Here is a 10857-nt window from a genome sequence, read left to right as displayed (position 1 = left end):
TCCTTGGAGAGGACCCTGCACATGCGTTCATGGCCGCGATGGCCGAGGACTTGGAACAGTCAGAACGCGAAGACGAAAAAAAAGCTGCAGATGGCTTTAAGGCCATGCTTGCAGCTTTTCCAGATGGTTGGCGGAAACGGATGTTTTCGGCGCTACTAATTGCCCTTGACGCGATACAGGGCACGCTTCACCACCGAAGGAGAAACACCGTATTTAGTTGCTAGGCCACGCTGAGTAATTCCACCAGCCTGATATTCGACAACCACTGCCGCCTCATCAGATGGAGACAATGCGCGAAGTCTCCCAGGCAACCTCCCACGCGCACGAGCGGCAATCTGGCCCGCAATCGACCTTTCCCGAATCATTGAGCGCTCAAGCTGGGCGACTGCACCGAGAATCTGAACGACAAAGACACCCATACTGTTTGTCGTGTCCAAGGGCTCCGTAACACTTTTAATGGTCGCGCCGACCGCCTCAAGCTGGCGCAGCATTGCGAGCAGATCAAACAAGCTCCTTGCAATTCGGTCGATTTTGTAAACAACCAGAACATCACCCTTTTGCAGTGAGGCAAGGCACCTCGCCAGCTCGTGACGACCGCGACGAGATGCACCGCTAGCCTTTTCCTGATAGATGATTTCGCAGCCAGCTTTAGCGAGCGCATCGAGCTGCAAAGCTGTGTCCTGTTCCTGCGTTGAAACTCTGGCGTAGCCCACAAATGCCATTAGTTGCCCTCCTTTTGAGAGGCAATCTAGGCAATTTCACCAACTGGTAAAAGCCCGAATTACCACCCCCAGGCCGCGTAAGTTTTAAGTCAGGTGTCAGTGCGGTGTGCGATGTCCAAATGTCGCCAATTGAGATCTTCCGGCGACAGTTGAACATCCATCAATTTGAGCTTGCTTCGCAGCTTTAGGCGCTCGCCGCGCGGCGTCCGTTGCCCGTGAGAGGTAGCGCCCAGCACCATTCCCCAGATTTCTTCGCCTCTTCGGCCAACGCTAAGCCAGGACCGCGCCTGCGGCTCTTTGGGTTGCTGCGGGGGGAATCCATAAAGCTGCGCTTTACAAACCCTCCCCCCTCCGCAACCCAATCCCGGCACCGCTAATGGCACGGCGAAGAACTCAGGGGAACGGTGCAAGCAAGGCCAGCTTGCACGGGCAACAGACAACAGTTGTCCGGCTCGGAATCTAGGGGCCCGGTACACCTGAAGGGGAACACCATGATCGCAAGCAACTACCGCAAATTTCCTGAAGCTCTGGCGCTGCAGATGCCTTTGCAGTTCGGGCGCTTGCTGGTGTGGGCCACGTCGCGGCCCACGACGCGGCTGCTGCGGGCGATCAGGGCCGAGCGTGGCGCGGCTTTCAAGGCTGCGGGCCGGCTGGCCTATCCAGTGCGCAAGACCACGCCGAGCTGGGCGCGTGAGCTGGCGAAGAAGGTGCGCGACCTGGGCAAGCTGGTGAAGGCTGCGCAGGTGGCGCTGGTGTTCTCTGAGCCGGTGAAGCGCAAGGGCTTCGGCGGGCACATCGACCGCATGCTGGCGATGCGCCCACTGGCCCGCTGCCCTATCGCGATCAGCGCGTGAATTGTCATGGCCAGATCCGTTTAGACGACATTTGGTCATCCGGTAAAGTGCCGGTATGGACTTTGTAACGTTGGCGGTCCAATGGGCCGCAATGCATCCGTGGTTGACGTCGGCTGGAATGGTGATCCTGGCGGTAGCACTCTTTACGGGGTCTGCTCGGCTCTTGGGTTCACGACGCCGGGCAAATATGCAGCAGCTTCGGATACTGCCGAAGGGGAAACAGAAGGACTGGCGCTCGACGGTCTATAACCCCGTTCAATTCCGGCGCCCGAAGCGCTAGAGCGGCCTGATTGAACCTCCACCACAACCGGCCTATCCTGGGCGCCCTGGGCCAGCATGGGAGAGTCACAGGTAATGGCCTGGGCCTTGCCCTTCCACCGCAAAGTGCCGGCGCAATCCGTGAGCGGTTGCCACGTGTAGCCCATTGCCTTTAAGTCTCTGCTGTCGATCGTGCTGATGCGTTGGCCCGAGTTAGAAACGGCGAAGGTGTACACCGTTTGAGAGCCCATGGTGATGCGGCCAGTAAGGTGGATTCCCTTGCTCGCATAGGGCTCTGGCGTTGCGTCAGGATCAGCGCTGGAGGCAGCTTGTGCAGGTGATGGCGCCTGAGCCTCGGTGGCGGTTTTGATGACCTGGGCGGGCTGATCTGGTGAGCGCAAGGTGCCACCCGGTGGAACGGCCTTGAGGTCTTTGGTCCACTGCATATCGGAGGTCTTTTGCACCTTGCTCTTTGGGTCCGACTTGGGCCAGAACATCCAGGCTATGACGATGGCCGTGAATATCCAAAACCCCCATGTGAAGCGGCGCAGCTTGACGCTCAGCGGGGCCACGTCCTGGGCGCCTGATTCGGCAACGCTGTTCCCTTGGGTGTGGCTCTTATAAAGCGGGAAATACTGCTTCTTGTAGGGACGCTCCTCAACGCTGATGACTGCGCCGCGATAGCCCGCATGCACCTTGCGGATGTAGCAATCCTTCTTGCCGAGAATGTCCGCTTTACGGCAGCGCACCAGCATTGCCATAAGGCGAGCGATGGGCTGATTGATGTCCCTAAAGCTCTGCGTCATCAACAAGATGTCGCAGTTGAAATGCCGGTGGAGCTTGAAGAACTCGACAACCTCTTTTGAGGTGCCGACAGTGGGCAATGCAAGGTGGCATTCATCGATGATGAACACTGGGCCTTGCCCAGTTTCAGGGTGCTTCCACGTGCTGTAGTAGTCCCAAACGTGCCCAAAGACAGAAACCGACTCCGTGGGCTTATGGTGCGTTGACGGGTCTTCAAACAACATGAAAGCGTTGCCGTTTCCATCATCGTCCATGGCGTCGGCGTCCCACTTGCCCATCACTGGCTTTGGCCTACGGCGTAGCTCGATGAGGTGGGTATAGCCGGGATCGATGGCCGCAAACATTTCCACGATCAGCGGCAGGTTTGTGATGACCTTGCGCCCCTGCTGCAACATGGGCAGAACGTGGTAGACGACAGCCTCATAGCTCTTGCCAGAGCCTGGGATTCCTTCAAGGCCGTTGATCATGATCCGAGCCTTACGAAGGGAATCAACTGCAGTACGAGCCGTACGCCAATAGCTGCAACGATGATGGCCGAAGCAGTGCCGATTCCAAGGAGGCCGAGGATGTTCAACAGCTCAGCGGGCAGCGATCCCCAGGCACCGACCTGGGAGGCTAGACCGGTCATGTCGATGGCCTGGATAGCAGACACGACGATATCCATGAGCTGCTCGAAAGGCCAGCAGGCAGCATCCCGGATGAAGTCCCAGCCAGCCGTCATAACGGCCTTGTAGAGGTTCCCTATCCACGTGAGGACCGCCGAAATCTTGGCGATGATGAGATTGAAGAACTTAGCCAGCATGTCAGCCGCCGAAGATCAGAGAGCGGGCCAGCATCAGCGCTGAAATGATGATGATGGTTTTTGCAACGTCCCATATCCAGCAAGGGGGGGCCACGTTGTATTCACCGTAGCTTGCCCATGAAGCGAAGTTCAATGGAATCACCCAGGAAGGGCAGGCACCTGCAGTGAGAGTCGTGGGCATAAGCCGCTCAGCGAGTGTGAAGGTGCTGGACTGCTTGATCTGCTGACTCTTTTGGTTCCAGATGCCTGTAAGCCCTTCGGGGTATTTGCGCTCATAGAGCATTGGAATAGGAGGCAAACCAACATCGTTGATTTCACCGTTTTCACACGCGACGATGCCTGGGTTCTTCTCGCAAAGATCGGGCTGCTCGGTCTGGTCTTCTGGCTTTGTGCCTGGTTCGTTTTCAGGCTGCGTAGCGGGGTCTTTGGTGGGCTGTGGACGTGCGACAGGTTGATAGTCCACACGCCAAGGCTCGCTGACAGTGGGGCTAGGAACGATTCGCACGCCGGGCTGATACCAGGGCTGATTTTCTGGGCTAATGGGGGCGTTGGGGTCGTAGTTGGGGTTTGGCTGAGGGTCACCAGTTGGAACGAATCGAGGACGATGCTGGGGATTTGCGCCGGGGTCAGGGTTGATCCAGGGCGAAGGCTGCTCAATAGGCAGAGGGGTTGGCTGTGGCAGTTCCTGAGGTACGTTCTCTGGCATCTGAGGAGATCCAGGGGTGGAAATATCAGGGGCAAGAATTCGCTCAAACTCCTCCTTTGTCAAAGGACGAGCAGGACCTGAATGATCAGACATTGGCTTTTGGACAAAAACCTGATCTGTAGAGCGATCACTTCCATCCCATTGGCGCGCGAGCTGTGTAGCGCCAAACTGGCACTTATCGTTGACGATCTTCTTCCAGGGAGTGACACGATGAGCAACGTCATAAGCACCGTTACCGCCTAGCGAGCCAAGCCAGGACTCGTACGCGGATTGGTCACCACCAGAAAGATTACAAGAGGTCTCTGGGTTAGGGGCGGTACTGATCCAAGAACCACTGCCAATGTCGTAGGCAACTTTTGCGACACCGAGCCAAGTAGCAATTGCAGCCCCGACGCGAACGTAAGGGTTTGCAAAAATGGCTGCTGCAGCAATTCGAGGTGCATTGGCAGCAAGACGATAGGCAGCTGGCATCTTGACGGCCTGACCTCCGACAGTAGCTGTAGGGCCGTTCGGACTAAAGATGATGCGGCCAAAGCTGGCGTCATTTGCTGCTGGAGCATATCCGCCAGGGCTCCAGCCTGGAGGAGGTTTTAACTGCGCGTACCCAGCGTTAGCAGATACACAAAATAAGGCTGCAGCGGCGACAGTGAGCAGTTTTTTAATCATCGTCAATTGCTCCTGAATCCAAGCACAAAGCAGACGGCGCCCATGCCGCCCAAGATGGCCATAAGGCCCCAGAACAGGACGACATGAGCGCCGATCAGCATGGGACCGCCTTAGACCTTGCGGATCACACGCTTGGCAACATCGGGACCCTTCATTGCGAGGGCGATGCCGACGATGATCAGGCACACGGCGATGATCGAGGCAGTGACACCATCGAGGCCGATAGCTTCGAGCATCTGATTGATGGGATTGGTTGCGGTCTGGGCCATGGCGGCGGTGCCGAAGGCTCCAGCACTCACGGCCACCAGTGCGCGGGAGCCGTACTTCTTGATTTGCTTGAACGTTTGCATTTGAGTTTCCTTTGAGTTGATGAAGTGATGCCGGAAATCGACACCGCGAAGCCGCGAGGGCTTGACGCTGGCGACTGCTAGAGCTTTTTGATCAGGCCGATGGCGAGGGATGCACCCCAGCCCAAAAGGAAGGAGCCCAGCACGAAGGCGAAGCCCCAAGAGATGACGTAAAGCACCGTTGGGGGGTCAATGCCAAGCTGGGCGAGGTCCATCAGATCGGACATGGAAACCCACGCGGTGGAGGCTTCGGGGCAAGGGTTGACCTCGGAGTAGCAGACGAGGAAGCGCATCACGCAAACCACTCATCTGTGGGGGAGGATTCGCCGCATTCAGGACAGCCGCAGGCGTTGTCATCGCCCTCGACTTCTTGAACATGGTCGTAGCCAATAAGGGCGCCGCACTTGGGGCACTCCAGTTCGATTTCATCCATGGGTGGGCTCCTGCTTTTTGTAGAGGTCATCGAGGTCGATGACTTGGGGTCGGTGGAAAGGCTCGGTGTGGTCTTCGATGAGTTGCACACAGGTTTCGAGGTCTTCCACGATGGCGGCTTCGCAGAGCAACATGACCCACTCCGGCTGGCCGTCCTCGAAAGACGGCGCGAGGAAAGCGCCTGTTGTGCGGGACTGGATCACGTTGCGCATGGCTTGCCTTTGGCCTTACGCGGCCTTGGCCTGGGCTGCGGGTTTGATAGCCAGCAGCGTGAGCTTTGTGCTGTTGTCGGCACCGGCCACGATGTCGAATTCGCACTCGCACATCACGCCACCGAGGGGCCACGAATTCTTGAGGTGTGCCCACTTCTGGAACTCAGTAGAGTCGCCCAGCTTGAACGGGCGAGTGACTACGCCGATGCTTTCACCGCTGGAGGACTGCGCAATGTCCACCGACAGGTGAAAGGTGGTGGAGTCGAAGGCGCGGCCCTCATAGTCGCCCTTGGATTGCTTGAGGCCGTGCAGCACGGCTTTGCTGGTCATTTTCATGGTTGGTCTTTCGTGGCCTGGGTTAGTGGGCGTACGCGGCGTGGCCAGCACCGGAGCCCGAGATTTTTTTGAACATCTGCTGATAGATGCGCTCGACTTCGGAGCGCTTGAACTTGGACAGCCGACCGGGCATCTCTGCGCAGTTCTCGATGAATTGCATGAGGGTTTCGCGGTCCATGTAGAGGAACGCGAGCGCGGCTGATTTGCCTGCAGTGGAGAAGAACCAACGGGCGTTGCGCGTGCACTCAGCCATGAGCGTTTCGAGCGGCAGGCGCGGCTCTGTTTTGATGGGCTCTGGCGATGCAATAGCACCGTGTTCAGCCAGCATCAGGGCATGCCAATCACTGGCACCTGCGAAGAAGTCAGCGGGCCTGCGAAGAATGTCGGTAGGGAGCAGGCGCTTTTGGTTTCCATAGCGCAACTCAATCCGCTGCCAGCCGGTGGCGTCCTGTTTGCCGTAGAGCTGCACGCCCTTGTCATAGACGTTGGTTTGCTTGCCTGCGGCCTTGCTGCCGAAGTAGAAGGAGCGACCCACACCACCAGCGCGCCATGCGCCCACGCAGTTGTGTTCGGGCCGGTGGCCGTAGTGGTCCATAGCTCCGGCGTCGTAGTCGCTGGCAACGCGGTCCATACCACCGCTGATGCCATCGAAGAAGTCCAGGGCCAGATCGCAGCGCGTGACCAGGGCGCGATGTTCGTCCATGTAATCGGCCATGCGTGGTGCCCAGCCTGGGGCAGCAAACGTGCAGGCGACGCCGTACAGGTTGCAATGAATGGTCTTTGACTGGGCGCGCTGCCGTGGGCTTTCGCCGGAGGCGAGGAAGCCGACCCAGCCGCATTCATTGCCTGCGCGCAGGATGCTCCAGCGGTGGCGGTAGAAGTCGTGCCCCTTCTTCATTTCGGGGTCCACGGTGAAGCCTTCACCGAGGATTTCGCACACGTTGTTGGCAAGCTCAAGCGCTTGTGTGCTGGCGGCAAAGTCAGGGTCTGGAATATCGCGCAGCAGGTGGCAGAGCTTGGCGCGGCGGCGGTCGTCTTCGCTCAGTTGATGCTCTGAGCGCAAATCGAACTCCGAAGACTGGGCGGGCGGGAAAAGATGCTCGACCGTGGGGATGGGAGCGAAACGCAGATTGACGGTGAAGCGGAGCCAATCGACATGAACGGGCGAGCCGGTTTGGACGCGCTCCGCTTGCAAACGGAGCTTGACCTCATTGCCCTCTAGAACGAGCGATGTGGGGTGGGTCATGCTGCGCCCCCTGGAAAGTTGTCCCCGTGATTACCATCGGGGACCGAAGCTGTCTGAGGTGCTACGCACCCCCCAAAATTGATAGCAAAAGATTGCGCTTCGCGCGCGGCATCCCCCCCGCTGGCGCGGGGCCCCTCCGCGCGCTGCGCTTCAATCGCAGCGACGCGGCGCGCGTGATCGAAAAGATCGCGGTGCGGGTGCTTGTCGAGGGCTGCGGCTATCTGCAGCCATGCGGAGCGATTGGCTGCGCTGGTCATGCTTGAGCCCATGCCTTGAAAGCAGCACGCTTGGAAGCAGCGCGGGCAGGCGCAGCCAGGTCGCTGTTACTGCGGACCTGGGCGGCTGTAACAGTGGACGTCGCGCAGCTGGCTGTAACTGCTGCGGCCGGCGGCTGTAACAGTAAGCCGGCGCACTTGGCGGCTACATCGACAAGGAAGCGGGCGAACGCTGGGGGTGTGCGCTCGCGATCTGCGGGAGAGAGGTGCAGCGTGCGGCCTTCAGCTCGGTGTAACTGGACGGGCAGCTCACCCAACTCTTCGCGGCTGCAGCCGACGATATAGAGATATGTCGGCTTGGGTGCAGCGTGGCCCCACCAGCCCTGATCGACAAGCAATGTCCACCCGCCCCAGGCATCCACCTTGCCTGGGTGTGGAAGCTCTGCAGCATGCCAAAGGGTGCTGCCCCATGGGTGTTCCAGTACACCGCCACAGCGGCGCACCTGTTCAACGGCGAACAGAGCCAGGGCTTTTTCATCGGGGCGAGGTTTTGCCCAGTGACGCAGACGACCCCAGCCACGGCATGGGGGATGGCAAACAACGGGATTGGCGCCTGTGTAGCCGCGTGCATCGCGCTGGGCGTCCCACACGTCGTCCACCAGGTCGAAGTAACAGGAATCGGAGCGGGCGAAAAGGACTGATACGCCAGGTCGCTGTAACACCGAGCTGGAGAACAGGTCCAGCATGCCCGCGCCGGATTGCATCAGCACCTTGCTCATTCTTGTGCTCCAGTCGTGGGCCGAGCCACTCTCAAGGCAAACGACCCCACGGCCAATAGACCGAAGACAGCGACAAAAAACAGCATTGCGCAGCCGAGAACGAAATGGGCAAGGTTCAAGGCCTCGATAGCTTGAAAGCTCATAGCGATTACCCCTTGATCTCGATACGCGACCAGCGCAACACGGAGGAAGAGACCTTGACGTAAGAGCGGGTGCACACCCCCAGCGCAGGCGCTGCAGGAGACGCCACAGCGCGTGCAGCGCCTTTGGTGGCTGGAGGTGTGCGAACTGGGGTTCTGGCGGTCATGGCGGCTCCTGTGTGAAAATTGTCCAAATGACATCGTAGTCATTTGCATATCAACGAGCCGGAGTGTAGTCAGATGTATATCGATATTGAATTAAATAAATTAATCGATGATGCTACTTCGATAGCTGGAAGCCAACGAAAGCTAGTCCTTGGAGAGGACCCTGCACATGCGTTCATGGCCGCGATGGCCGAGGACTTGGAACAGTCAGAACGCGAAGACGAAAAAAAAGCTGCAGATGGCTTTAAGGCCATGCTTGCAGCTTTTCCAGATGGTTGGCGGAAACGGAGGGATTCGAACCCTCGATGAGGCTCTACACCCCATACTCCCTTAGCAGGGGAGCACCTTCGGCCACTCGGTCACGTTTCCAATCCAGCTATTATGCCTCATTTCAGAGGCTGTTCCGCTGGTTGCAGCAGCATAGGTGGTCTGGTCCAAAGTCCTCGCGCACGCCGGGCGCTGATAGCTGGATTCACTTTTTTGCCGATTGCCGCCTAGGTTTTGATGTCGCATATGGAGGCCATTCGAGCGCGGATGGCTTGTGTGTTTAGCCTGTTGGACAGGGGGCAAGGACGGACTCGGGCTTTCTATTGGACGCACCGAGCTCATAGAGCTGGCAATCTTCGCGATTGGCAACGTGCCGGATGCGGCGGTTTGCTCCCGTGTTTGTGGGTGTCGCCCCGTGACGCGGGCAAAAAGACACCTGAGAGCTACTGCCTCCGCCATTCCAGCGTAAGACCAGACCGCACGACAAAGCCGCTTCCTACCTTGATGCGGATGTGGTGACCCCGTGTGGTACAGGCCTGGATCTGATCCAGCAGCTCGCCCAATTGCGCGGCTCCCGGGGTGGTTTGGTGGGCATGGCGCAGCCAGTGGCGCACCACGTTGGCCTGGCGGGCGCGGGTGAGCCCCTGCAGGGCCTTGATACCGGGGGGCTCGCCCACCAAGGACAGGTCCTGCTGTGCCATCTCGTGCAGCAGCTCGGCAGCCTGGGCTGCATTGGCGGCCGACCGTGCAAAGGTATCGCGAAAGGACGGGAATGCGGCATGCAGCGCAGGCAGCAGTTGCGCCCGAATGCGGTTGCGCGTGAAGCGCTCATCGGAGTTGGTGGGGTCTTCCACCCACGCCTGGCCTTGTGCCTTCAACCAATCGCGTACGTCCGCCGCTGACACCTGCAACAAGGGGCGGTGCCAGACCAGACCAGCACGCGTCCACTGGGCGGGCATGGCGGCCAGGCCGGCCACTCCCGCTCCGCGCGACAGGGCGCGTAGCAGGGTTTCGGCCTGATCGTCGGCGTGCTGTGCAATTGCTATGGATTGAATAGCACCCAAGGCATGATCCTCTAGCGCTACTGCCGTCAAAGCCTGGTATCTGGCTTGCCGAGCGGCATCCTCGGGGCTCTGGCCGGACGCGGGGCGCGCGTCCAGTCGCTGCACACGCAAGGGCACGCCCAGCTTGCTACACAAGGCCACGCAATGCTGCTCAAACCCATCGGCGGCCGCCTGCAGCCCATGGTGCACATGGATGGCCAGCACCTGCCCGGGCCAGCGGCGTGCACAGCCCAACAGCAACGCGGTCGAGTCTGCGCCCCCGCTCAACGCCACGGCCATCGGCAACACGGGCGCAAAGGCCCGCAGGGCGGCGTCCATTGATTGCGTCATCGCATCCGCCCTTCAGGCCCTGCAGCGGGACCCGTCGCAACCGCCGGACGTGCCCGGAGGGCGTAGAGAACGAGGGAGAAATGGCGGCGCATGGGCGCCGATTATCACGGTGCCCCGCACTCCGGCAGTAAGGTGCATGGGGGGCGCCGCCCCGCCCCTGGCAACTTAACCGCCCGGCGAGGACAGCCGTGGCGCAGCGTGGGCAGGGTCGGTGGACAGGCGGAAGGTACCCACCACCTCCGACAGCCGCACCGACTGGTCCTTGAGGCTCTGTGCCGCAGCAGCGCTCTCCTCCACCAGCGCTGCGTTCTGCTGGGTCATCTGGTCGAGTTGGGCCACGGCCTGGCCGACCTCGTTGATGCTGGTGCTTTGCTCATTGGTGGACGCCGTGATCTCGGCCATGATGTCCGTCACACGCTGCACCGAGGTCACGATCTCGGTCATGGTAGTGCCCGCGTCGTGTACCAGCCGCGAGCCGTTTTCCACCTGCTCGACCGAGGTATTGATCAGGG

General features: G+C 59.7%; 16 protein-coding genes and 1 tRNA gene. 2 read left to right on the top strand and 15 right to left on the bottom strand.

Going from position 1 to position 10857, the window contains the following annotated elements; genetic code table 11:
- Positions 1-155: 155 nt before the first annotated feature.
- A complete protein-coding gene (locus HYX42_RS00725) occupies positions 156-722 on the bottom strand; it encodes a recombinase family protein (protein WP_293398688.1) in 567 nt (188 codons plus the stop codon).
- A 491-nt stretch (positions 723-1213) separates the two neighbouring features.
- Between HYX42_RS00725 and HYX42_RS00720 the strand changes: the two genes are divergently transcribed.
- On the top strand, positions 1214-1576 hold the full coding sequence (locus tag HYX42_RS00720; protein WP_108498809.1) for a hypothetical protein: 363 nt from the start codon (positions 1214-1216) through the stop codon (positions 1574-1576).
- Between the two features lie 143 nt (positions 1577-1719).
- On the opposite strand, the gene HYX42_RS00715 is transcribed toward HYX42_RS00720, so the two are convergent.
- The 11 genes from HYX42_RS00715 to HYX42_RS00665 all read right to left on the bottom strand — a co-directional run bounded on the left by HYX42_RS00715 (position 1720) and on the right by HYX42_RS00665 (position 8686).
- On the bottom strand, positions 1720-3105 hold the full coding sequence (locus HYX42_RS00715; protein WP_293398687.1) for a zonular occludens toxin domain-containing protein: 1386 nt from the start codon (positions 3103-3105) through the stop codon (positions 1720-1722).
- Positions 3102-3440: a DUF2523 family protein gene (locus HYX42_RS00710; RefSeq protein WP_108498811.1), complete on the bottom strand. Its 339-nt coding sequence runs from the start codon at positions 3438-3440 to the stop codon at positions 3102-3104. The genes HYX42_RS00715 and HYX42_RS00710 overlap by 4 nt, the downstream gene beginning before the upstream one ends.
- 1 nt (position 3441) lies before the next feature.
- On the bottom strand, positions 3442-4812 hold the full coding sequence (locus HYX42_RS00705; RefSeq protein ID WP_293398686.1) for a hypothetical protein: 1371 nt from the start codon (positions 4810-4812) through the stop codon (positions 3442-3444).
- A 110-nt stretch (positions 4813-4922) separates the two neighbouring features.
- Positions 4923-5162 carry a hypothetical protein gene (locus HYX42_RS00700; protein ID WP_108498813.1) on the bottom strand — a complete coding sequence of 80 codons (240 nt, stop codon included), beginning with the start codon at positions 5160-5162 and terminating at the stop codon, positions 4923-4925.
- Positions 5163-5239: 77 nt separating this feature from the next.
- Positions 5240-5455, bottom strand: a complete 216-nt coding sequence (locus tag HYX42_RS00695; RefSeq protein ID WP_293398685.1) for a hypothetical protein — start codon at positions 5453-5455, stop codon at positions 5240-5242.
- Positions 5452-5592 carry a hypothetical protein gene (locus HYX42_RS00690; RefSeq protein ID WP_158276464.1) on the bottom strand — a complete coding sequence of 47 codons (141 nt, stop codon included), beginning with the start codon at positions 5590-5592 and terminating at the stop codon, positions 5452-5454. The genes HYX42_RS00695 and HYX42_RS00690 overlap by 4 nt, the downstream gene beginning before the upstream one ends.
- Positions 5585-5803 carry a hypothetical protein gene (locus HYX42_RS00685; RefSeq protein WP_056060512.1) on the bottom strand — a complete coding sequence of 73 codons (219 nt, stop codon included), beginning with the start codon at positions 5801-5803 and terminating at the stop codon, positions 5585-5587. The genes HYX42_RS00690 and HYX42_RS00685 overlap by 8 nt, the downstream gene beginning before the upstream one ends.
- A 15-nt stretch (positions 5804-5818) precedes the next feature.
- The gene (locus tag HYX42_RS00680; protein WP_108498815.1) at positions 5819-6139 is read right to left on the bottom strand and encodes a hypothetical protein; all 321 of its coding nucleotides are present in this window, start codon (positions 6137-6139) and stop codon (positions 5819-5821) included.
- 22 nt (positions 6140-6161) lie between these two features.
- On the bottom strand, positions 6162-7385 hold the full coding sequence (locus HYX42_RS00675; protein ID WP_108498816.1) for a replication initiation factor domain-containing protein: 1224 nt from the start codon (positions 7383-7385) through the stop codon (positions 6162-6164).
- Positions 7386-7638: 253 nt separating this feature from the next.
- The gene (locus tag HYX42_RS00670; protein WP_199227721.1) at positions 7639-8379 is read right to left on the bottom strand and encodes a hypothetical protein; all 741 of its coding nucleotides are present in this window, start codon (positions 8377-8379) and stop codon (positions 7639-7641) included.
- Between the two features lie 148 nt (positions 8380-8527).
- The gene (locus HYX42_RS00665; protein WP_158276465.1) at positions 8528-8686 is read right to left on the bottom strand and encodes a hypothetical protein; all 159 of its coding nucleotides are present in this window, start codon (positions 8684-8686) and stop codon (positions 8528-8530) included.
- 73 nt (positions 8687-8759) lie between these two features.
- On the opposite strand from HYX42_RS00665, the gene HYX42_RS00660 reads away from it, so the two are divergent.
- On the top strand, positions 8760-8993 hold the full coding sequence (locus HYX42_RS00660; protein ID WP_293398684.1) for a hypothetical protein: 234 nt from the start codon (positions 8760-8762) through the stop codon (positions 8991-8993).
- Here HYX42_RS00660 and HYX42_RS00655 read toward each other — a convergent pair.
- The 3 genes from HYX42_RS00655 to HYX42_RS00645 form a co-directional block, all read right to left on the bottom strand.
- Positions 8961-9053, bottom strand: a tRNA-Ser gene (locus HYX42_RS00655). The two genes, HYX42_RS00660 and HYX42_RS00655, sit on opposite strands and share 33 nt — an antisense overlap.
- A 341-nt stretch (positions 9054-9394) precedes the next feature.
- The gene (gene tilS / locus HYX42_RS00650) at positions 9395-10345 is read right to left on the bottom strand and encodes a tRNA lysidine(34) synthetase TilS (RefSeq protein WP_293398683.1); all 951 of its coding nucleotides are present in this window, start codon (positions 10343-10345) and stop codon (positions 9395-9397) included.
- A gap of 165 nt (positions 10346-10510) precedes the next feature.
- Positions 10511-10857 (bottom strand): methyl-accepting chemotaxis protein (locus HYX42_RS00645; protein WP_293398682.1); only part of this gene is annotated, 347 nt, incomplete at its 5' end.

This window comes from Polaromonas sp. (assembly GCF_016185115.1).
Taxonomy (GTDB): Bacteria; Pseudomonadota; Gammaproteobacteria; order Burkholderiales; family Burkholderiaceae_C; genus Polaromonas.
The sequence above is the reverse complement of the archived record's forward strand: the minus strand, read 5'-3'. Positions and strand labels throughout refer to the sequence as shown.

Coding starts and splice junctions, on each gene's coding strand:
- HYX42_RS00680 (WP_108498815.1), bottom strand. CDS start 6,139: ATGAAAATGACCAGCAAAGCCGTGCTGCACGGCCTCAAGCAATCCAAG.
- HYX42_RS00670 (WP_199227721.1), bottom strand. CDS start 8,379: ATGAGCAAGGTGCTGATGCAATCCGGCGCGGGCATGCTGGACCTGTTC.
- HYX42_RS00675 (WP_108498816.1), bottom strand. CDS start 7,385: ATGACCCACCCCACATCGCTCGTTCTAGAGGGCAATGAGGTCAAGCTC.
- tilS (WP_293398683.1), bottom strand. CDS start 10,345: ATGACGCAATCAATGGACGCCGCCCTGCGGGCCTTTGCGCCCGTGTTG.
- HYX42_RS00705 (WP_293398686.1), bottom strand. CDS start 4,812: ATGATTAAAAAACTGCTCACTGTCGCCGCTGCAGCCTTATTTTGTGTA.
- HYX42_RS00660 (WP_293398684.1), top strand. CDS start 8,760: ATGTATATCGATATTGAATTAAATAAATTAATCGATGATGCTACTTCG.
- HYX42_RS00700 (WP_108498813.1), bottom strand. CDS start 5,162: ATGCAAACGTTCAAGCAAATCAAGAAGTACGGCTCCCGCGCACTGGTG.
- HYX42_RS00665 (WP_158276465.1), bottom strand. CDS start 8,686: ATGACCGCCAGAACCCCAGTTCGCACACCTCCAGCCACCAAAGGCGCT.
- HYX42_RS00715 (WP_293398687.1), bottom strand. CDS start 3,105: ATGATCAACGGCCTTGAAGGAATCCCAGGCTCTGGCAAGAGCTATGAG.
- HYX42_RS00690 (WP_158276464.1), bottom strand. CDS start 5,592: ATGGATGAAATCGAACTGGAGTGCCCCAAGTGCGGCGCCCTTATTGGC.
- HYX42_RS00710 (WP_108498811.1), bottom strand. CDS start 3,440: ATGCTGGCTAAGTTCTTCAATCTCATCATCGCCAAGATTTCGGCGGTC.
- HYX42_RS00725 (WP_293398688.1), bottom strand. CDS start 722: ATGGCATTTGTGGGCTACGCCAGAGTTTCAACGCAGGAACAGGACACA.
- HYX42_RS00720 (WP_108498809.1), top strand. CDS start 1,214: ATGATCGCAAGCAACTACCGCAAATTTCCTGAAGCTCTGGCGCTGCAG.
- HYX42_RS00685 (WP_056060512.1), bottom strand. CDS start 5,803: ATGCGCAACGTGATCCAGTCCCGCACAACAGGCGCTTTCCTCGCGCCG.